Consider the following 20434-nt stretch of genomic DNA (forward strand, 5'->3'; position numbering starts at 1 on the left):
ATTCGGCTCGCGCCAATCGCGCGAGCCGAACTCATTGCGACAGGGCCGGATGGTCCCGGAGCACGGCTTCTCGAATCCAGCCTGCCTGGATCGCACGCGACAAGATCTGCGCCGTCTTGATGTCCTCAGCCTTCATGCAGAGATCCACGATGCGGCGCACGGCGTCGTCGCGCATCAGATCGTCGGAGATCTTCATCGCGATCTCCATGGCAGCGCGGGCTGCGCGCTCATAGCGCTCGCGCGTGCTGGTCGGCGCCGAAGCGCCGGCGGCTTCGGCGATCGCCCGCGCAGCCTGGCAGATGTTGCGAATCCGGTCGGCTGCGTCGATGTCGCCGAGCGGCCCCCCGATCGGCTCGTCCCAGACGTCTGCCGGCTCTCGCCTCGCGAACCACTTCATTGCCCCACCAATAGTCTTCAATTGCTCACGGCGTTCAGGACATGCGGCGCGGGCCGATCGCCTCGAACTGCGCCTTCTGCTCGTCGTTGAGCGTGGCGTAGAAATCATCGAGCGCCGCCCGCACCGACTTGATTCCGTCCAGCATGACATCGAGACGCTTGCGGATCGCGGCCATGCGGGCCGGAGGCGTCATCACCTCATTGGGCTCGCAGGACGCCTTGAGCGATGCGCTGACCTTGGCGCTGGTGTCCTGGAGCACTTGGAGCGCCCCGCGCTGGGTGTCGGTGGGACGAAGCCGTTCTTCGATCGTGGCGCCGGGCCAATCGAACGCGGCGGACGGGCTGCAAGTCTGCACCGACGATCCGCCCGCATTGTTCGATGCCGCGGCACGACGTTGATCGTCGGCAAGCGCATTGAAGCGCGCCTTCTGCTCGTCGTTGAGCGAACCATAGAACTGGTCCAGCGCAGGCTGAACCAAATCGACGGCCTTCTGCATCGCCTCAACCCGCTGCTGCATGGCGGCGAGCCGGCCGGGCGCCGTCGCCGCGGCCTGCGTCGGACAGGAGGTGCGGATCAGCGCTGCCGCGTCGACCGAGGCGTTGCCGAGCGCATCGAGAGCAGCGCCTTGCGCGTTCGTCGGCTGCACCGCGGCTGCGATCTGATCGATCGGCAGGCCGACGATGGCGCGCCGATCGCTGCCGCAGAGCTGATCGAGCGGCGCGCTGCGCGCCCGCCGCCGTCCCTGCGGCTGCTGCGGCAGATAAGCCGACAGCCGATCATAGCCATAGGGGCCGAAAATGCCGGCATAGATGTCCGGATACCCGTAGCCCCAGAAGCCGAGCCCGTCGCCCCAGATTGTGTAATCGTAGAGATCGTTATAGGCGAACGGCCAGAACAGCGGCCCGACCCAGCCGTAGCCGCCGCCGGGATGTTGCCACCATCCGCTGCTTGCACCGCTCCAGCCGGCGAGTGCCGCCGCCGCGGCAATCTGCGCGCGGGCCGCCGGATTGCTGATCAGCCGGCCGTTGCGGAAGGCGCTGGCGTTCCAGGCGTTGCGGAAGTTCGCCGGCCGTATCGCGGCATTGCGGATCTGACCGAAGTTCGGGCCGCCACGCCGGGCGCCGGTTGTGAACCGCATCCCGCGATGATGCCCGCCATGCGCATGCCCGCCGCCGTGGCCGCGGACATGGCCGCCGTGGTGACCGCCGCCGCGCCCGCCGCCATGCCCACCTCCATGGCCACCTCCATGGCCGCCGCCGTGTCCGCCCTTCGCGAACGCGGCCCCCGCAAGCATGCAGGCAAAGGCCACCGCGGCAATTCCCATGACCGGTCGCACCATCGCACCCTCCCGCGCAAAGCCCTGCCATTGAGCATCGGAAATTGGCGGGAATTGGAACCGGCAGGATTGCCGAAAGTTCCCGGTTCCGGAGGGCGCCGCCTTATGCCTCCGGCACGATCTTGCCGGGGTTGAAAATGTTGAGCGGATCGAGTGCCTGCTTCAGCGCCCGCATCGCATCGAGCGCCTCGGGGCCGAGCTCGGCCTCGAGATATTTCTGCTTGCCCTGGCCGATGCCGTGTTCGCCGGTGCAGGTGCCGTCCATGGCCTGCGCACGCTCGACCAGACGATGCATGAACTCCTCGCCGCGCGCCATCTCGTCGGCGTCGTTGGTGTCGCACACCAGCGAGCAGTGGAAATTGCCGTCACCGACATGGCCGACGATCGGCGACAGCAAATTGAGGCGCTTGAGATCCTCCTCGGTCTCGCTGACGCAGTCGGCGAGCCGCGAGATCGGCACGCAGACGTCGGTCGCGACCACGCCGATGCTGTCGCCGGGCCGCAGCGCCTTCACCGACCAATAAGCATCGTGCCGCGCCTGCCACAGCTTGGTGCGGTCCTCCGGCTTGGTGGTCCAGGAGAAATCGCCCCCGCCGCAGTCCCTCGCGATCTCGCCGAACGCCTTGGATTGCTCGGCGACCTCGATCTCGCTGCCGTGGAATTCCATCAGCAGCAGCGGCGTCTCCGGCAGCGTCAGCTTGGAATAGGCGTTGCAGGCCTTGACCTGCGCGGCATTGAGCAGCTCGATGCGCGCGACGGGAATGCCGGTCTGGATCGCCAGGATCACGGCCTGGCAGGCGCCGTGGACGGTCTCGAACGACACCGCACCGGCCGCGATCGTCTCGGGGATGCCGCGCAGGCGAATGGTCAGCTCGGAGATGATGCCGAGCGTGCCTTCGGCGCCGACGAACAGATGCGTCAGGTCGTAGCCGGCGGACGATTTCTTGGCGCGCGTGCCCGTGGTGATGATCTCGCCGTCGCCGCGCACCACTTTCAGCGCCAGCACGCTGTCGCGCATGGTGCCGTAGCGCACCGCATTGGTGCCGGAGGCGCGGGTCGAGGCCATGCCGCCGAGCGAGGCATCCGCGCCGGGATCGATCGGGAAGAACAGGCCCTGGTCGCGCAGATGTTCGTTCAGTGCCTTGCGGGTGACGCCGGGCTGGATCACGCAGTCGAGGTCCTCGGCATGCACCGCGAGCACCTTGTTCATGTCGCGCAGGTCGATCGAGATGCCGCCGGCGGGCGCGTTGACCTGGCCTTCGAGCGAGGTGCCGGTGCCGAAGGGAATGACGGGCACGCGATGTTTGGCGCAGATCCGCACTACGTCCTGGATGTCGGCGGTCTCCTGCGCCATCACCACGCCATCAGGCGGCTGGTTGGGGATCCAGGTGGTGGTATGACCGTGCTGCTCGCGCACGGCCTGCGAGGTGATGAGGCGGTTGCCGAAGCGCGCGGCAAGCTGCTCCAGCGCGCTTGCGAGGGCTTTCGGCTCCGGCCGCGGCGGATTATTGGTGATGGTCGTACCCACGGAATTCCTCCCGACGAGAAGAGACCGTGGCAAAGGACATATAACCGGTCAAGTCAAGGGACCGGACGCATAGCTTGGGAAGGACACATGCCGGAGATTGCCGCCACAGCGCCGAACGCAGAGCCGTTTCGCTCCTCGATCATGCAGGTCGAGCCGCAATGGATCGACTACAATGGCCATCTCAACATGGCCTATTACAACGTGATGTTCGACCGCGCGATCGACGAGTTCTGGCTCGAGCTCGGGATTGGCCCGGTCTACAAGACAGAGCGCCACGGCTCGACCTTCACCGCCGAATGCCACGTGCGCTATTTGCGGGAGATCCATCTCGGCGATCCCGTGCAGATCTTAGTCTGGCTGCTCGACACCGATGACAAGCGGCTGCACACATTCGAGGAGATGAGGCACGGCACCGAGGGCTGGCTGTCGGCGACGTCCGAGAACATGTCGCTGCACATGGACATGAATGCGCGGCGCGTTGCGCCGTTTCCGCCCGACATCCAGCAGCGCATTGCTGGAGTTGCCAAGTCCCACAGCGCCTTGACGCGACCCGAGGGCATCGGCCGGAGCGTGGCGATGCCCTCGAAGCGTTAGTGGCTCAGGCGCCGTCTGCCGCCTGTGTTCACCTCTCCCCGTCGGAGAGAGGTGAACATCGCAGCTATATTCTGTTGCGGCCGCGGGCGAGGCCGACGACGGCCGAGACCAGGAACAGAACGACTGCGATGAAGAAGATGATCTTGGCGATCTCGATCGAAGCGCCGGCGACGCCGCCGAAGCCCAGGATGCCGGCGATCAGTGCGATAACCAGAAACGTCACAACCCAGCCTAGCATGGTCAAACCCTCGTCTTGATGTTGTCTGCGATCGACGCGGCTGGCCGCGCCACCTGTCCTGACAATCTCGACGCGAGAACGATAGTTCCGGTCCCGGCGGGAGCGAAATTCGCTGGCTCAGCTGGAACAAATCGGCCTGCCGCGCACGTGGAAAACCCGGCCCGGCGCCCCATATAGGCACCAATCCCTGTTAAGAAGGCTCCCTTCCACCACCCCGCGGTGCCATCGTGGGGCCGATGATTCGCATGACCGAGCCGAGCAAGATCACAGCCGTACCCGACCACCAGCCCGCAGCCGGCGGCATCGCCGCGCGTGCGCGCGCCTCGGTGGGCCCGAAATACCTCGCCGGGCTCAATCCGGAGCAGCGCGAGGCAGTGGAGACGCTGGACGGCCCGGTCCTGGTGCTGGCCGGCGCCGGCACCGGCAAGACCCGCGTCCTGACCACGCGCATCGCGCACATCTTGAGCCAGGGCCGCGCCCGCCCGGCCGAAATCCTGTCGGTGACCTTCACCAACAAGGCCGCGCGCGAGATGAAGCACCGGCTCGGCCAAATGCTCGGCCACGCCGTCGAAGGCATGCCATGGCTCGGCACCTTCCACTCCATCGGCGGCCGCATCCTGCGCATCCATGCCGAGCTGGCGCAGCTCAAGTCGAACTTCACCGTGCTCGACGTCGACGACCAGGTCCGGCTGCTCAAGCAGCTGCTGCAGGCCGAGAACATCGACGAGAAACGCTGGCCGGCGCGGATGCTGGCCGGCCTGATCGACGGCTGGAAGAACCGCGGCCTGATGCCTTCACAGGTACCGTCGGGCGAAGCCGCGATGTTCGCCAATGGTAAGGGCGGCAAACTCTATGCGAGCTACCAGGAACGGCTGAAGATCCTGAACGCGGCCGACTTCGGCGATCTCCTGCTGGAGAACATCCGCATCTTCCGCGAGCACCCGGATATCCTCAGGCAGTACCAGCAGCGCTTCAAGTTCATCCTGGTCGACGAGTACCAGGATACGAACGTCGCACAGTATCTTTGGCTGCGGCTGCTGTCGCAGGCGCCGTCTTCCACCTCTCCCCGCTTGCGGGGAGAGGTCGCATCGCGAAGCGATGCGGGTGAGGGGGACTCTCCAAGCACCGAGCTCGTGGAGACTCCCCCTCATCCCGGCCTTCTCCCCGAAAGCGGGGAGAAGGAGAAGACCAAAAACATCTGCTGCGTCGGTGACGACGACCAGTCGATCTACGGCTGGCGCGGTGCCGAGGTCGACAACATCCTGCGCTTCGAGCACGATTTCCCGGGCGCCAAGGTCATCCGCCTGGAGCGCAATTACCGCTCCACCGGCCACATCCTCGCCGCCGCCTCGCACCTGATCGCGCACAATGAAGGCCGGCTCGGCAAGACGCTGCGCACCGAGGACCAGGACGGCGAGAAGGTCACCGTCACGGGCTCATGGGATTCGGAAGAGGAAGCCCGCGGCATCGGCGAGGAGATCGAGCAGCTGCAGCGCCAGGGCGAGAAGCTCAACGAGATCGCCATTCTCGTGCGCGCCTCCTACCAGATGCGCGAGTTCGAAGACCGCTTCGTCACGCTCGGCCTGCCCTACCGCGTCATCGGCGGCCCGCGCTTCTACGAGCGCGCCGAAATCCGCGACGCGCTGGCCTATTTGCGCGTCATCAATTCGCCGGCCGACGATCTCGCCTTCGAGCGTATCGTCAATACGCCCAAGCGCGGGCTCGGCGACGCCACCGTGCAGATGCTGCACGACCACGCCCGCAAGCGCCGCATTCCCCTGTTCGAGGCGGCGCGCGCCGTGGTCGAGACCGACGAGCTGAAGCCGAAGGCGCGCGGCTCGCTTCGCGATCTCATCGTGCAGTTCGACCGCTGGCGTGCCCAGCGCGAGGTCACCGCGCACACCGATCTCGCCCAGATCGTGCTCGACGAGAGCGGCTATACCGAGATGTGGCAGAAGGACCGCTCGGCGGACGCCGCGGGCCGGCTGGAGAACCTGAAAGAGCTGGTGCGCTCGATGGAGGAGTTCGAGAACCTGCAAGGGTTCCTGGAGCACATCTCGCTGGTGATGGACCGCGAGGGTGGCGCCGAGGACGACGCGGTGTCGCTGATGACGCTGCATTCGGCCAAGGGGCTCGAATTCGACAACGTGTTCCTGCCCGGCTGGGAGGAAGGCCTGTTTCCGAGCCAGCGCACCTTGGACGAACAGGGCCGCGCCGGCCTGGAAGAAGAGCGCCGGCTCGGCCATGTCGGTCTGACCCGCGCCCGCCGCCGCGCAAAGATCTATTTCGCGACCAATCGCCGGATCCATGGCACCTGGTCGACCACGATCCCGTCGCGCTTCCTCGACGAATTGCCGGCGGCCAATGTCGAGATCACGGAATCCAAAGGCGGCTCCGGATGGGGCGGCAGCGGCGGCTACGGCGCCTCGCGCTTCGACGACATGGAGGCGTTCGGCTCCAGCTATTCGACGCCGGGCTGGCAGCGCGCCCAGGCGAACCGGAATCGCGGCGGCGGTCGCAATGGCGGCGGCCGAAGCGGCGGCTTCGAGGAAGAGGCCGCGACGTTCTCGACCTCCTCGTTATCCGGCCCCGATTTCGGCAGCTTCGCCTCGCGCCGGCGCGGGCCCCTGACGATCGAAGGCGAGCTGGTCGCCAAATCGACCGGCACGACGTCCGAATTCTCGCTGGAAGACCGCGTCTTCCACCAGAAATTCGGCTATGGCCGCGTCACCAAGATCGACGGCAACAAGCTCACCATCGCCTTCGACAAGGCCGGCGAGAAGAAGGTCGTGGACAGTTTCGTGCAGCGGGCGTGAGACCCGATATGGCTCAGTACGTTGCCATCATCGAGGACGCCGACCCGGACGAAACCGTGAGCTTGTGGTTTCCGGACCTGCCCGGTTGCATCTCCGGCGGCGACGACGTCGAGGAGGCCCTGGAGAATGCGCCCGAGGCGCTCGCATTCTATGCGCAGGAGCTGACCGCGGACAGGCGCCAGCTGCCCCCGCCGCGGACGCTGGATGAGCTCAAGGCCGATCCGGAGTTGCCGAGGACCTCAGGAACCATACCGTCGCCCTGGTCGACTGGCCGCCCCTCGCTGAGGCCGAGTGAGGACTGTTCGCCGCACTGCGCAACTCTCGACAGTTCTCGCCCGAACGCCCCTTGACCGCCGCGAACTTCCCCGTATCAGATGCAACCCATGGTCCGGGGCTCCGTCACATTGATCGTGCTTGCATTGGGGATGCCGTCGCTTGCGGCGGCGGAGACCATGAGCTTTGGCGATTCGATCGGCAAGCTGGCGGCGAGCTGCGGGGCGGAAATCGTCGCCAATTGCCGCGGCGTCAACCCGGATTCGAACCGGCTGAAGGAATGCCTGTCGCGCAATCGCGACGTGCTCTCGCCGCAATGCACGAGCGACTATCTCGGCGTGTTCGACGCCATCCAGAAGCGCGTCGCCGCGCGCGTCACCGTGGCGAACGCCTGCCAGCGCGAGATCGTCAAAGTCTGCGGCGGCTCGACCAAGGAGACCAGCAAGTCGATCCCGTGCCTGGTCTCGACGCCCAAGGGCATCAGCAACAACTGCCTGAAGGCCGTTGACGACGCGGGGTATCGCTGATGCGCGCGAACGGGCTCGCCACCGCAGGACTGGGCTTGACGCTGGGCCTCGCTTTGCTCGCGGGCCCCGCCGGCGCGCAGACGGCGGCGCCGACCCGCGACGACATCGTCGCGAAGCTGAACCATTTCGAAGAGGCCGCCGAGGTCGACCTGCCCGCGCTGAAGCAGCAGGTCATGGAGCGCGCCAAGACCAGGATCAAGAACGATCCGGGGCCGGTGAACCGGCCGCTGATCGCGCCGGAGCTCGCCAAGCTGCCGGCCTTCAATGCGCAGATCCAGTTCGACGCCGACACGCCGATCATCCAGCCGGCGTCCTACCAGACCGTTGGCCGCATTGCGGACGCGCTGGTTCATTCCTCGCTGCTGCCCTACACTTTCCTGATCGTCGGCCACGTCGAATCCAATTCGAAGACGCGCGAGGCCAATGCGATCCTGAGCCAGCGCCGGGCCGATGCAATCCGTGATGTGCTGGTGAACACCTTCAAGATCTCGACCAAGCGGCTGCATCCGATCGGCCTCGGCGAGGAGCAGTTTCTCGACCGGGCCAAGCCGACCTCCGCCGTCAACGGCCAGTTGCAGATCCTGACTTATGCCAAGCTGCCGGAGGAGCCGCGTCCGGCTGCGACGCCAGCGCCTGCGGCCAAAAAGCCCGCCAAGAAGCGCTGAGCGAAGGCGGCTCCGCAGCTGACGGAACCCCTTGTAGTGCGGACTATTTTGCAGCCTGTCCCGGGCGCGCGCGCACGGTTTCACGCGACAAAAGTGCCGGTTTGTGCACCGCTCGGTCCAGTGCTATAGCCTCTGTTCGCCCTTCCCGACCCCGTGCCGCATGAGACCGAAATGGGTGGCTTTTTCCAGCGCCAACTTGCCGTTTATGTCGAGTACCATCGCGATCCCCGCAACACGGCGATGCATGTGGTCGGCATCCTGCTGCTGTTCACCGGCGCCGTGCTGCCGCTGACGCTGGTCAAGCTTCCGCTGTTCGGTTTCAACGTCAGCCTGGCAGTGATCCTGGCCGTGCCGGTCTTGATCTACTGGCTGCTGCTCGACGCGGCGCTGGGGCTCGGCATTCTGGCCGTCTCCGTCGTACTGTTTTCGATTGCGACGACCATCGCCGCGCAAGTCGGCACCGCGACGATGTGGGCGATTTTCGCGACGCTGGTGGTGCTCGGCTTCGCCGCACAGACCATCGGCCACAAGGTTTTTGAGGGGCGCGAGGCCTCGTTGTTCACGTTCCCGTCGCATCTTTTGCTTGGACCGATGTTCGTCATGGCAAAATTATTCATTGCACTGGGTTTCCGTCGCGACCTTGCCGCGATTCTGGCGCCTCTTCCGGCCAATTCCCTTTCAACCCGATAACGCTCGAAGCGAAACAGCAACCTACTGCATGGCTCTCGTCCTGGTTACCGGTGGCAGTGGCTTCATCGGACATCACCTCGTAGAAGCGCTCCGCGCCCGTGGGCAGCGGGTCCGCGTTCTCGATGTCCGTGTGCCGAGCGCGGCGAACGCGGATGTCGAGCACGTCCACGGCTCGGTGCTGGACTGTGCCGCGGTCGATGCGGCGATCGCCGGCTGCGATCAGGTCTATCACCTCGCCGGCCTGCCCGGCATGTGGGTCGCCAACAAGCAGGACTTTCACGAGGTCAATTGCCGCGGCACCGAGATCGTGCTGGCGGCGGCGATGAAGCGCGGCGTCTCGCGCTTCCTGCATTGCTCGACCGAATCGATCCTGTTCCCCTATTCCGACCTCAAGGGCGTTCCCGCCGAAGAGGCGCTGCAGCCGGCCGAGGCAATGCCCGGCGCCTACACCCGGTCGAAATCGCTCGCCGAGCATCATGCCGCCAAAGCGGCAGAAGCGGGCTTCCCGCTGGTGATCGGCACGCCGACCATGCCGATCGGCGCCGCCGACCAACATCTGACACCGCCGACCGCGATGCTCTGGTACTTCCTGCAGAAGAAGGTGCAGCCGCACCTCAACTTCCTGGTCAATCTGGTCGACGTCCGCGACGTCGCCATGGGCCTGGTCCTGACCATGGAACGCGGCCGCCTCGGGCAGCGCTACATCCTCGGCGGCGACTGCGTCCCGCTCGGCGACATCCTGCGCATGATGTCGACGATGAGCGGACGCCGGCAATTTCCCGTCGTCGTACCCGGCAAGATCGCCGAGCTCTCCGCGATCATGCTCGAATACATCGCCGACCACATCACGCGCCGGCCGCCCAACGGCACCGCCGAGGGCGTGCGGATCGCGCTCGCCGCGAGCGATCTTCCGATCGGCAAAGCCCGTACCGAGCTCGGCTATTCGCCGCGTCCGATCGAGCCCGTCTTGCGCGAAACCATCACCCACCTGCTCGCCCGCAACGGCCAGCAGCCCTCCGGCGCCCTCAAGCATCACGCGCTGTCCTCGCGCGCGAGCTGACGCCGCTTCAAACGCAAAGAACCTTCATGTCTTTCGATTTCAGCAAGCTTCTCTCTGTCGCCTGGGGTGGCTGGACCACGACCTGGCCGACGCAACTGCTCGCCCTGATCTGGCTCGCTTTTCTGGTCAGCTGGGTCGGCGCCTCGTTCTGGCAGGGGCAGACCAAGAAGCAGGTCATGACGCTGGAGTCGCAGCGCTATCGCCTGCCGATCCTGGTCGGCGGCATCCTGTACACGCCGTTCATTGCGGAAGCCATGGGCTGGAAGCCGCTTTGGGTGCTCGGCAACACCGGCATCATCATCGCTGCGGTCCTCTCCGTCGCCGGCATCGCTTTCGCATGGTGGGGGCGGCTGCATCTCGGAAAATTCTGGTCCAACACCATCACCCAGAAGGAAGACCACCGCGTCATTGACACCGGCCCTTACGGTATCGTCCGCCACCCGATCTACACCGGCCTAATCTTCGGCATGCTGGTGACCGGCGTTGCGATCGGCTTGGTGACGACGATCCTCGGCGCGATCCTGATCTCGCTCGGTATGTGGCAGAAGGGCCGGATGGAAGAGGTGTTCCTCTCGAAGGAGCTCGGCGAGGACGCCTATGGAGCCTATTGCCGTCGCGTTCCGATGATCATTCCGTTCACGTCGCCGCGGTGAGGGCGTCACTCTCCTGTCCGGACGCGCTGCGCTGCGTCCGGGGCACGAGTGCACGATCCGACTCGCCAAGGAACCACACCTCTGCTGGTCCGTTAGCCCTCGACATCTGTCAACGGCCGCAGAGCATCGAGCCATGTCGGACGCCTACGATTATTTTCGCGCACACGCGATCGCCGCCGTCCGCAAGGCGCGGGCGCTGCCCCCCGGGCGTACGAAGCAGAAGCAGCGCACGGTGGCGCGGGTTTATCATCTGCTCTCCAGGGAAGCGGCGCTGGCGCCGAACATCCGTCACTTGGATGATTTTCGCGTGGCACGACGGCTGGAGCGGCAGATCGGCCGTTGATCTCCGGGCCGACGCCGCGACCTGTCCCATGCAAATTCGATCGGCTGCCATTCCACGGGAATAGGCCCCTGCTGAGCTCCGCACAGGTTGACGTCGGCCCCGTCAGCCAGTTGGATGCGCGCGCAACCGGGGGCTTGTCATGACGTTTTCCAGCATCTTCGCGCAGTTCGTCGCCTTCATCGGCGGCATCGCGCTGCAATGGCGCAAGATGACGGGCACCGAGCCCGCGCCCGCCTGGGGCGAGAAGCCCGCCATTCCCGAAGCGAAACCGCAAGGCGCGATCCCGACCTTGAAGATGCCGACCGCACGCGGCTGGCGCGACGGACAGAAGCCGATCGCTGCACCCGGGCTCAATGTCGATGCGTTCGCGACCGGTCTCGACCATCCGCGCTGGATCGAGGTGCTGCCCAATGGCGACGTGCTGATCGCGGAGGCAACGCAGATCGCCGGCGCCCCGCGCAGCGTGTTCCACTATGCGATGCAGGCGACGATGCGGCGCGCCGCCGCGCTCGGCGTCTCCGCCAACCGCATCACGCTGTTGCGCGACAAGGACTGCGACGGCGTTGCGGAGATTCGCGGCGCGTTCATGGAGAACCTCAGCCAGCCGTTCGGCATGGCACTGGTCGGCGACACTTTCTACGTCGGCAACACCGACGGCGTGATGGCTTTTCCTTACGTTGCCGACGCCGACCGCATCACAGCACCGGGCAAGCGGCTGACGACATTCAAGCCCGCCGGCCACTGGACGCGCAGCCTGCTCGCCAGTCCCGACGGCAAGAAGCTCTATGCCGGCGTCGGCTCGCTCAGCAACATCGCCGAGATGGGCATGGAGGTCGAGCAAGGTCGCGCCGCGGTCTACGAGCTCGATCTCGTCGCCGGCACGCATCGCATCTTTGCGGCCGGCCTGCGCAATCCCGTGGGCCTTGCCTGGGAGCCGACGACCGGCGTGCTTTGGACCGTCGTCAACGAGCGCGACGGCCTCGGCGACGAGACGCCGCCCGACTATCTCACCTCCGTGCGCGACGGCGGCTTCTACGGCTGGCCCTATTGCTACTGGGGCAAGACGGTGGACGACCGCGTGCCGCAGGATCCGGCGATGGTTGCCAAGGCAATTCAACCGGACTATGCGCTCGGTGGCCACACCGCTTCGCTCGGCCTGTGCTGGATGCCCGCAGGCACCCTGCCCGGCTTCGGCGACGGCATGGTGATCGGCCAGCACGGCTCGTGGAATCGCAGCAAGCTGTCCGGCTACAAGCTGGTGTTCATCCCGTTCGCGAACGGCAAGCCGTCCGGCCCCGATCGCGACATCCTGTCGGGCTTCCTGTCGCCGGACGAGAAGGAATCCTACGGCCGCCCGGTCGGCGTCGCGATCGGTCCCGACAGGAAATCGCTACTGATGGCCGACGACGTCGGCAACGTGATCTGGCGCGTGACGGGGGCGTAGGAGCTCACGTCCCCACGCACAGCGTGGCGCGCTGCTTGCGGAGCAGCGCGATCACCGACAACGCGGTGATTAGGCCGGTCTTGGGATTCTCGGACGGGATGTTCTCGATGCCCATCGAGAAGCGCGCTGAGTCCGCCTCGACCTCGATGCGGTGAACGTTGCGCGTCACGGTCGGGTCGGCCCAAACCTGGATCTCGGTGCGATCGGGCCCGATGCCCGCGAGCGACAACGCAACGGCGACATTGACGTTGGCCGGAAAGCCCTTTGCCGCTTCGCGCGCGCTGCCCTCGAACAGCTTCAGCGGTTCGCGCAGATTGTCGATGTCGATGTTGTTCTGAACGATGAACGGCGCGCCCTTCAAGCCGTCGATCGGCTTGCGGGTCACCATCTTCACGGAATGGATGGTGCCGATTGCGGCGGCGTTGACGGCATCGAGGCCGATCAGCGCGCCGGTCGGCACCAGGATACGGCCGCCATTGGCGCGGGCGAGATCGACCAGATCGAAATTGTCGAGCAAGCCGCCGACGCTGACCACCACCGCGGCCTTGCCGCGCTTCACCGCAGGCTCGACGATCGCACGCAGCTGGCTGCTCGGCGCGCATTCGACGACGATGTCGGCGGCCTCGCCGAGCTGGTCGAGCGGCAGGATTGTCGGTGGGCGACGCAAGCCGTCGATGAAGGCTTGATGCTTGGCGGGATCCCGCACGGCCACGGCCGCGAGCGACAGGCCCTCGATGCCCTGATCGAGTGCGGTCGCGATCTTGGTGCCGATCGAGCCCAGCCCGGCAATGGCCACCCGCAATTCGCCTGAAGCCGTCTGATCCGTCATCACCATCCCTCTGTCCTGGCCTCTGTCTTGGCCGATGTCATAGCCGCTCACGCCTCCCGCGCATAGCTGCGCAGGCGGGCTTCCAGAACCGCCAGCATGGCATCGCGGGCCGGATCGCGCGAGCCGCGCAGCCAGGCGGCGGCAAGCGGCAACCGGCCCACCGGCCCGCTCTGCCTCAGTCGAAGCGGCACGAAGCGCACACCGGTCACCGCCATCCGTGCGGTCCAGCGCGGCACGATCGCGACCCCGAGCTTCGTTGCCACGAGGTTGATGATGGTCTGCTTCTCGTCGGCGACCTGAACGATGCGCGGCGTCAGGCCGGCCTGTTCGAACAGCTTTATGGTGAGGTCGTGGCTGTGCGGCCGCGAGCGCCGGTCCGGCACCAGCATCGCCTCGTCGGCGATATCCGCCAGCGTGATCGCTTTGCGCCCGGCCAGCGCGTGCCGCCGCGGGAACGCAACGATCGCGCTCTCCTGGAGCAGGCCGCGGAATTCGAGCCGCTTGTCCGGCCGGTCAGGCGGACGGACGAAGGCGAGATCGAGCGCGCCGGTCAAAATCTTCGGCAGCAGCCGGACAGTCTTGTCTTCGAGGAGCTGCACCGCGATGTCAGGATGCCTGACGCGGAAATCGCGCAGGAGCGGCGGCAACAGTCCGGCCGCCGCGCTGTCGATAGCACCGACCCGCAGCCGCCGCGCGGTCCCCGCGCGCGAGCGATTGCGCAGGTTGCTCTCGACCGCCTCGACCTTGGCGAGGATGGTGCGGGCATCGCGCAGCAGCGTCGTGCCGTCCTCGGTGAGCGACACCGCGCGCGTGGTCCGCGCGAACAGCCGAGTGCCCAGGTCTTCCTCCAGCAGCCGGATCTGCCGGCCGAGCGCGGAGGGCAGCATCTGAAGCTGCTGCGCCGCGCGGCCGAAATGCAGCTGCTCGGCCGTCGCCACGAAGCATCGGAGCTGATGCAATTCCATTCGCCGTCCTCTCGCCTCGCCCGACGGCGCTTGAGACTTGCGCGAGGTCGTCATGCCCGGGCTTGTCCTGGGCATCCACGTTCTTGGGCCGCGGGGAAAGGCGTGGATGGCCGGGTCAAGCCCGGCCATGACGCCGTGGCGACCTCCCGATGATTATATCATTTTTTTGTATAAACCAGCGCCGATTGAGTTTGCCCGGCACTCCCGTCTAGATTCGCCAGCGACGCCGACGGCCGGATATGCCGGCGCGATCTCTCAAACGGAGCCTTCCCATGCGCACCCATTCGATCGCAGCCATCCCCGCCGACGGCATCGGCCCCGAGGTGATCTCGGCCGGCGTCCGCGTGCTGGAGGCTCTCGCAAAACGCAGTGGCGATCTCGCCTTCAACGTCAAGACGTTCGACTGGGGCTCGGATTATTACAAGAAGCACGGCGTGATGATGCCGGCGGACGGCCTCAGCGAGCTGAAGAAGTTCGACGCGATCTATTTCGGCGCGGTCGGCGCCCCCGACGTGCCCGACCACATCACGCTGTGGGGCCTGCGCCTGCCGATCTGCCAGGGTTTTGACCAATACGCCAATGTGCGGCCGACCAAGATCCTGCCGGGCGTCGCCTCGCCGCTGCGCAATGTCGGCGTCGGCGATCTCGACTGGGTGATCGTGCGCGAGAACTCGGAAGGCGAATATGCCGGCATGGGCGGCCGCGCCCACAAGGGCCTGCCGGAAGAGGTCGGCACCGAAGTCGCCGTCTTCACCCGCGTCGGCGTCACGCGGATCATGCGCTATGCGTTCCAGCTCGCGCGGTCGCGCCCGCGCAAGCTGCTGACCGTCGTGACCAAGTCGAACGCGCAGCGCCACGGCATGGTGATGTGGGACGAGATCGCGGCCGAGGTCGCCGGCGAATTCCCTGACGTGACCTGGGACAAGATGCTGGTCGACGCCATGACGGTGCGCATGACGCTGCATCCGAAGAGCCTCGACACCATCGTCGCAACCAATCTCCACGCCGACATCCTCTCCGATCTCGCCGGCGCGCTGGCTGGAAGCCTCGGCGTCGCCCCGACCGGAAACATCGATCCGCAGCGCCGCTTCCCCTCGATGTTCGAGCCGATCCACGGCTCGGCGTTCGACATCACGGGCAAGGGCATCGCCAACCCGGTCGCGACGTTCTGGACCGGCGCGCAGATGCTCGAGCATCTCGGCGAGAAGGATGCCGCCTTACGGCTGATGGCCGCCGTCGAGCGTGTCTGCGCCGCGGGCGTGCTGACGCCGGATGTCGGAGGCAAGGCGACCACGAAGGAGGTCACGGACGCCGTGATCGATGCGATCCACGAATCGAATGTTTAGTCTTATCGGATCGAGTGTCGCCAAGGACTCGCTGCACCTCTCCCACTTGCGGGGAGGGCGACGCGCTCGGCAGCGCAATTGCGCGCCAGAGCGCGGCGGGTGGGGGCTCTCTTCTCTGGGGTCCTCGATCGAGGAGAGACCCCCTCCCCAACCCTCCCCCGCAAGCGGGAGAGGGAGCGCACCGCCTTCTGCGGCAAGATAACGGCCCCTACCTCCGCGCCGCCGGTGACGCCGGCGGCGTGGCCATCGCGGCGGCCGGCTCGGGCGGTGTCAGATGGCGGGGGACGATGATGGTCTGGCCCGGCGTCAGCTGCGCGTTCTCGGGCAGCGAGTTGCTCTGCGCGAGCGTCCACAGCGGCACGCGGTTTGCTGCTGCGATGCTCTCCATGGTGTCGCCGCGGCGCACCGGCACCCGCACGCCGCTGTCCCACAATTCGACCAGCGTGTCCGCCGGCACGAGATAGCGCAGCGGCACGGCATCGGCCTGCGTTTGCGGCGGAATGCGCGGCAGCTGCGTCACCATCTCGACGATCTGACGATGGATATCGTCGGACTTCTCGATGTTGATGTGGGTGACGCGCGCGTTCCGCTTGAGGTCATAGCTGGCGTAATGGCCGCGAAAGCCGGGAACAGCCACGACGTCGCCGCCGCCGAGCACGCTGTCGGACAGGAAGATGTTGATGAAGCGCTCGACGTTGAGGGGGACATCGCCGGTCGCTTGCGCGGGATCGATGGCGATGACGAGGCTGATCGGGATGTTCTCCTTGGCCGCCATCTCGGAGATGACGATCGAGCACAGCCCGCCCATGGAATGGCCCATCAGCACGATCGGCGCCGGCGATTCCTTATAGCTGGAGATGGCGCGATCGCCGATCCACCGGCAGATGGTGAATTCGTAGACGTTGGCCGAGAAGCCGGCCTTCGTTAGCTTCTCTTCGAGCCGATCCATGCCGGTCGAGAAGATGGGACCCATGGCGCCGCGGAACAGGTAGATTTTTGGCGGCGGCAACGGCTCGAACGGCGGAGGCGCGGCGGGGGCGGTCGCGTTGGTCTTGGACTTGGGGGGAGTAGCAGCGGCCATGCCACTGCTCAAGGCGAGCAGCACCACTGCTGCCAGCGCGAGGAGTCGCCTCGAATGAATCATCAGTCCAGCAGTCCCACCACGGGAGGCAGGGGCCTCCCCTGACCGGCTTAGTGACCATCGATTGGGTGGATTTTGGGGCACGGAACCGAAGCGCGACGCACCGCCGCGCGCATCAAGGCTCCGTCACCGGGGGGACCGCTCCCGGCCCATCACTGCCTGCTCTTGAGCCGGCTGCGATGCGCGGCCTGCTTGGCGCGGTTGCCGCAGACCGCCATGGTGCACCACCGCCGTGCGCGCCTGCGGGTGTGATCGGCGAACAGCATCGTGCAATTGTGGCCCTCGCACGCCTTCACGTTCGAAAAGTCTTCCTCGCAGACGAACTTCGCCAAGGCTTCGCCGATCGGCAGCAGCAGGGCTCCGGCTGATTGCCAGCGCCGCGTCCTCTGCAGCGCAAGACCTTCCTGGCCACGGCGCGGCGCAATTTGCAAGAACGCCTCATCACGCGCCAAGATGCTGTTCAACGGGCCGAGCTCGTGCAGCGCCTTCGCAGTCAGCGGCCGGCCCGCGTGCCCCAGAACAAAGCCCCTGAACCACTCACGCAAGTCGCGGGCCTGATCGGCGACCTTGTCGAGCTCAACTGGCCTCGCGCGCGCTTTCAGCGCATCCAGCTCCTTCGTCGGCACCAGCTTCGCCTGGGAAAGCCAGTCGATCAGGCCAGCGCCATCGTCGATCCAGTCGACAGGCGCATCGACCGGTGTTGCGACCGAGTTGAGGAAGTCGAGGCCGAGCGAGTCGGCGACGAACATCGCGGGCGGTCTGTCCATGAACGTTCCTCAGCCTGGAAAGTGCAATCCATAAGTAACCTGTAAACCAGCCATTGACAAGTTACTCATCCCTTACGTAACCTCCATACTAGCACGCAAACGGTTACTTAGCTGGAGACGGTCATGACCCCGACTACCTACCGCACCGCCGATGTCGATGGCTTCAACGTGTTCTATCGCGAGGCCGGCCCTGTCGGCGCGCCGAAGCTGCTGCTGCTGCACGGCTTCCCCAGCGCCGGCCACATGTTCCGCGACCTGATTCCGCTGCTTGCCGACAAATTCCACATCGTCGCGCCCGACCTTCCAGGATTTGGCCAGTCCGACATGCCTTCGCGCGAAACCTTCCGCTACACCTTCGACAATGTCGCGCAGGTGATCGAGCGCTTCACCGAAGTGATCGGCTTCGATCGCTTCGCGATCTACGTCTTCGATTACGGCGCGCCGACCGGCTTCCGACTTGCGCTGCGTCACCCCGAACGGATCACCGCGATCATCTCGCAGAACGGCAACGCCTATGAGGACGGCCTCAGCGACGGTTGGACTCCGATCAAGGCCTATTGGCAGGATCCCTCGCCTGCCAACCGCGAGGCGCTGCGCGCCTTCCTCACGCCGGAGGCGACGCGCTGGCAGTACACCCATGGCGTCTCCGACCCAGCGACCGTGTCGCCGGACGGACAGAACCTCGACAATTTCTATCTCGCGCGTCCGGGCTCGGACGATGTGCAGCTCGACCTGTTCGGCGACTACAAGAGCAACGTCGCGCTCTATCCGTCATTCCAGGACTATTTTCGCGCGCACAAGCCGCCATTCCTCGCGGTCTGGGGTAAGAACGATCCATTCTTCATTCCGCCCGGCGCCGAAGCGTTCAAGCGCGACAATCCCAATGCGGTCGTGCAGTTCTTCGACACCGGCCATTTCGCGCTGGAGACGCATGCGAAGGAGATTGCGGAGAGCATTCGCGCGTTCTTGAAATGACGGGAGCGGCTGCGAGAGGTGCGCAACGCCGCAGCTTTGTCCTAAAGCGGTAGCATCCGGTTCAAGAGGTCGAGCAGCGTGCGCTGCTCGGCCTCGCTTAGTGGAGCCAGCATCTTCCGATTATACGGCCCCGTCAGGCTTGCCCCGTCCTGAATGAGCTTGGCGCCCTTCGGCGTAAGCATCAACTCGACCGCGCGGCGGTCGGATTTCGAGCGGTTACGCTTGATGAAGCCGGACGATTCCAGCTCGTTCAGGATCTTGATCAGGTTCGGCAGGCGCAGGCGGAGCAGGCTGGCAAGGCTGCTGGGGGGAACGCCCGGATTGTCGCGAATGACGACGAAGATCGCGTAGGTCGCCGGCGTCAGGCCCAGTGCGGCGAACTCCTCGTAGAAGCCTTGGAAGAACTTCAGCTGCGCGAGCCGCAGCATGAAGCCGGGCGTGCGCTGCAGCGCGCGCAAGTCCAGTGACGTCTCCGACGGTTGAGCGGGCTTCGCTCCGGGTCTGACTGCTTTCGGGCTCATGATCCTAGATCCGGCGGCCACAAGTCGGCCGAATTGACACTCTCAAAAATAGCTATAAAATATAACTATTATAGAGCGGCACCAAGACCGCCCATGGGAGGGACACAATGAACAGCAAATTCCTGCATAAACTGTGCATGGTGGCCGCGGTGCTGACCGCCGCACCGGCCTTGGCCCAGGACGTCGTGAAGATCGGCATCCTGAACGATCAATCGGGGCCGTTCGCGAGCTATCAGGGCATCGGCTCGGTCGTCGCCGCCAAGATGGCCGTCGAGGACTATGGCGGAAAGGCCGCCGGCAAGCCGGTGGAAGTCGTTGCGGCGGACCATCAGAACAAGACGGACATCGGCATCGGTATCGCCCGGCGCTGGTACGAGAACGAGAGCGTCGATGCGGTCTTCGACATTCCGAACTCGTCGATTGCGCTCGCCGTGGCCGGCATGAGCGCCGAGAAGAACAAGGTCTTCATCGGCTCGGGCGCCGGCACGGTGCTGCTGACCGGCGAGAAGTGCACGCCAAACACCGTGCACTGGACCTACGACACCTATTCCTACGGGCGCGGCCTCGGCAAGGCCATCGTGCAGCAGGGCGGCAAGAAATGGTTCTTCATCACCGCGGATTACGCGTTCGGCCATGATCTGGAAAAGCAGGCCGCGGAAGCCGTGAAAGCGTCCGGCGGTGAGGTGCTCGGCAGCGTGCGGCATCCGTTGGGCACGGCTGATTACGCCTCATTCCTGCTCCAGGCCCAGGCGTCGGGCGCGAGCGTCATCGCATTCGCCAATGCGGGGGACGATACCATCACCTCGATGAAGCAGGCCGCCGAGTTCGGGCTGACGAAGGATCACAAGCTGGTCGGATTGATCCTCGGCATGAACGGCCTTCCCGCGCTTGGGCTCAAGTTTGCGCAGGGCGCGCAGATCATGAATCCGTTCTACTGGGATCTGACCGACGGCACGCGTGCTTTCGCGAAGCGCTTCGCCGAACGCATTCCCTCGAAGGCCTATCCGAACGACATGCAGGCCGGCGTCTATGCCTCGGTCATCCACTACCTCAAGGCGGTCGACAAGGCCGGCGGCGCCAAGGACGGCAAGGCCGTGGTCGCAACGATGAAGCAGATGCCGACCGACGATCAGTTGTTCGGCAAGGGCTACATCCGCAAGGACGGCCGCAAGATCCATCCGCTCTACCTGTTGCAGGTCAAGGCTCCCGAGGAATCGAATTCGTCCTGGGATCTGCTGAAGGTCGTTGCCACGATCAAGGGCGAGGACGCGTTCCGGTCCGAGAGTGACGGTCAGTGCCCGCTCGCAAAGCAATAGCGGTTCGGAG

General features: G+C 65.6%; 21 protein-coding genes and 1 pseudogene. 13 read left to right on the forward strand and 9 right to left on the reverse strand.

What is annotated here, in order from left to right; genetic code table 11:
* Positions 1-31: 31 nt before the first annotated feature.
* The 3 genes from I6F33_RS14925 to I6F33_RS14935 all read right to left on the reverse strand — a co-directional run bounded on the left by I6F33_RS14925 (position 32) and on the right by I6F33_RS14935 (position 3261).
* Complete coding sequence (locus tag I6F33_RS14925; protein ID WP_036006488.1) at positions 32-397, reverse strand: hypothetical protein; 366 nt, start codon at positions 395-397, stop codon at positions 32-34.
* A 34-nt stretch (positions 398-431) separates the two neighbouring features.
* Positions 432-1736, reverse strand: a complete 1305-nt coding sequence (locus I6F33_RS14930; protein ID WP_225143079.1) for a Spy/CpxP family protein refolding chaperone — start codon at positions 1734-1736, stop codon at positions 432-434.
* Between the two features lie 100 nt (positions 1737-1836).
* Positions 1837-3261: an FAD-linked oxidase C-terminal domain-containing protein gene (locus I6F33_RS14935; RefSeq protein ID WP_225131712.1), complete on the reverse strand. Its 1425-nt coding sequence runs from the start codon at positions 3259-3261 to the stop codon at positions 1837-1839.
* An 87-nt stretch (positions 3262-3348) separates the two neighbouring features.
* Here I6F33_RS14935 and I6F33_RS14940 point away from each other — a divergent pair, with 87 nt between their 5' ends.
* Complete coding sequence (locus tag I6F33_RS14940; RefSeq protein ID WP_225143081.1) at positions 3349-3855, forward strand: thioesterase family protein; 507 nt, start codon at positions 3349-3351, stop codon at positions 3853-3855.
* A 64-nt stretch (positions 3856-3919) separates the two neighbouring features.
* On the opposite strand, the gene I6F33_RS14945 is transcribed toward I6F33_RS14940, so the two are convergent.
* Positions 3920-4093 carry a DUF1328 domain-containing protein gene (locus I6F33_RS14945; RefSeq protein ID WP_036006471.1) on the reverse strand — a complete coding sequence of 58 codons (174 nt, stop codon included), beginning with the start codon at positions 4091-4093 and terminating at the stop codon, positions 3920-3922.
* 236 nt (positions 4094-4329) lie between these two features.
* Here I6F33_RS14945 and I6F33_RS14950 point away from each other — a divergent pair, with 236 nt between their 5' ends.
* The 9 genes and pseudogenes from I6F33_RS14950 to I6F33_RS14990 all read left to right on the forward strand — a co-directional run bounded on the left by I6F33_RS14950 (position 4330) and on the right by I6F33_RS14990 (position 12564).
* Complete coding sequence (locus tag I6F33_RS14950) at positions 4330-6909, forward strand: ATP-dependent helicase (protein ID WP_225143083.1); 2580 nt, start codon at positions 4330-4332, stop codon at positions 6907-6909.
* 8 nt (positions 6910-6917) lie between these two features.
* Positions 6918-7204, forward strand: a pseudogene (locus tag I6F33_RS14955) (type II toxin-antitoxin system HicB family antitoxin).
* A gap of 88 nt (positions 7205-7292) precedes the next feature.
* A complete protein-coding gene (locus I6F33_RS14960; RefSeq protein WP_036006450.1) occupies positions 7293-7709 on the forward strand; it encodes a hypothetical protein in 417 nt (138 codons plus the stop codon).
* Positions 7709-8374 (forward strand): OmpA family protein, encoded by a 666-nt coding sequence (locus tag I6F33_RS14965; RefSeq protein WP_225143085.1) that lies wholly within the window; start codon positions 7709-7711, stop codon positions 8372-8374. The genes I6F33_RS14960 and I6F33_RS14965 overlap by 1 nt, the downstream gene beginning before the upstream one ends.
* Positions 8375-8545: 171 nt before the next feature.
* The gene (locus I6F33_RS14970) at positions 8546-9064 is read left to right on the forward strand and encodes a DUF962 domain-containing protein (RefSeq protein WP_225143087.1); all 519 of its coding nucleotides are present in this window, start codon (positions 8546-8548) and stop codon (positions 9062-9064) included.
* A 28-nt stretch (positions 9065-9092) separates the two neighbouring features.
* Positions 9093-10124 (forward strand): NAD-dependent epimerase/dehydratase family protein, encoded by a 1032-nt coding sequence (locus I6F33_RS14975; protein ID WP_225143090.1) that lies wholly within the window; start codon positions 9093-9095, stop codon positions 10122-10124.
* Positions 10125-10150: 26 nt separating this feature from the next.
* Positions 10151-10777: an isoprenylcysteine carboxylmethyltransferase family protein gene (locus tag I6F33_RS14980; RefSeq protein WP_036006440.1), complete on the forward strand. Its 627-nt coding sequence runs from the start codon at positions 10151-10153 to the stop codon at positions 10775-10777.
* 133 nt (positions 10778-10910) lie between these two features.
* Positions 10911-11120 (forward strand): hypothetical protein, encoded by a 210-nt coding sequence (locus I6F33_RS14985; RefSeq protein WP_157284748.1) that lies wholly within the window; start codon positions 10911-10913, stop codon positions 11118-11120.
* Positions 11121-11259: 139 nt separating this feature from the next.
* Entirely contained in the window at positions 11260-12564 is a 1305-nt protein-coding gene (locus I6F33_RS14990; protein WP_225143092.1) for a sorbosone dehydrogenase family protein, read from the forward strand.
* A 4-nt stretch (positions 12565-12568) separates the two neighbouring features.
* On the opposite strand, the gene I6F33_RS14995 is transcribed toward I6F33_RS14990, so the two are convergent.
* Positions 12569-13393: an aspartate dehydrogenase gene (locus tag I6F33_RS14995; protein WP_225114912.1), complete on the reverse strand. Its 825-nt coding sequence runs from the start codon at positions 13391-13393 to the stop codon at positions 12569-12571.
* Between the two features lie 47 nt (positions 13394-13440).
* Positions 13441-14358, reverse strand: a complete 918-nt coding sequence (locus I6F33_RS15000) for a LysR family transcriptional regulator (RefSeq protein ID WP_109144957.1) — start codon at positions 14356-14358, stop codon at positions 13441-13443.
* 272 nt (positions 14359-14630) lie between these two features.
* Here I6F33_RS15000 and I6F33_RS15005 point away from each other — a divergent pair, with 272 nt between their 5' ends.
* Positions 14631-15704 (forward strand): tartrate dehydrogenase, encoded by a 1074-nt coding sequence (locus I6F33_RS15005; RefSeq protein WP_225143095.1) that lies wholly within the window; start codon positions 14631-14633, stop codon positions 15702-15704.
* A gap of 208 nt (positions 15705-15912) precedes the next feature.
* Here the strand turns inward: I6F33_RS15005 and I6F33_RS15010 are convergent, their stop codons facing one another.
* Positions 15913-16848 (reverse strand): LysM peptidoglycan-binding domain-containing protein, encoded by a 936-nt coding sequence (locus I6F33_RS15010; protein ID WP_225143097.1) that lies wholly within the window; start codon positions 16846-16848, stop codon positions 15913-15915.
* Between the two features lie 149 nt (positions 16849-16997).
* Positions 16998-17612, reverse strand: a complete 615-nt coding sequence (locus tag I6F33_RS15015) for an ABATE domain-containing protein (protein WP_036006426.1) — start codon at positions 17610-17612, stop codon at positions 16998-17000.
* A gap of 123 nt (positions 17613-17735) precedes the next feature.
* On the opposite strand from I6F33_RS15015, the gene I6F33_RS15020 reads away from it, so the two are divergent.
* Complete coding sequence (locus I6F33_RS15020) at positions 17736-18587, forward strand: alpha/beta fold hydrolase (RefSeq protein ID WP_036006423.1); 852 nt, start codon at positions 17736-17738, stop codon at positions 18585-18587.
* A 41-nt stretch (positions 18588-18628) separates the two neighbouring features.
* Here I6F33_RS15020 and I6F33_RS15025 read toward each other — a convergent pair whose 3' ends face one another.
* The gene (locus tag I6F33_RS15025) at positions 18629-19108 is read right to left on the reverse strand and encodes a MarR family winged helix-turn-helix transcriptional regulator (RefSeq protein ID WP_225143098.1); all 480 of its coding nucleotides are present in this window, start codon (positions 19106-19108) and stop codon (positions 18629-18631) included.
* Between the two features lie 107 nt (positions 19109-19215).
* On the opposite strand from I6F33_RS15025, the gene I6F33_RS15030 reads away from it, so the two are divergent.
* The gene (locus tag I6F33_RS15030) at positions 19216-20424 is read left to right on the forward strand and encodes an ABC transporter substrate-binding protein (protein WP_225143100.1); all 1209 of its coding nucleotides are present in this window, start codon (positions 19216-19218) and stop codon (positions 20422-20424) included.
* Positions 20425-20434: the final 10 nt, after the last annotated feature.

It is taken from the genome of Bradyrhizobium sp. BRP20 (genome assembly GCF_020194215.1).
GTDB classification, from domain to species: domain Bacteria; phylum Pseudomonadota; class Alphaproteobacteria; order Rhizobiales; family Xanthobacteraceae; genus Bradyrhizobium; species Bradyrhizobium yuanmingense.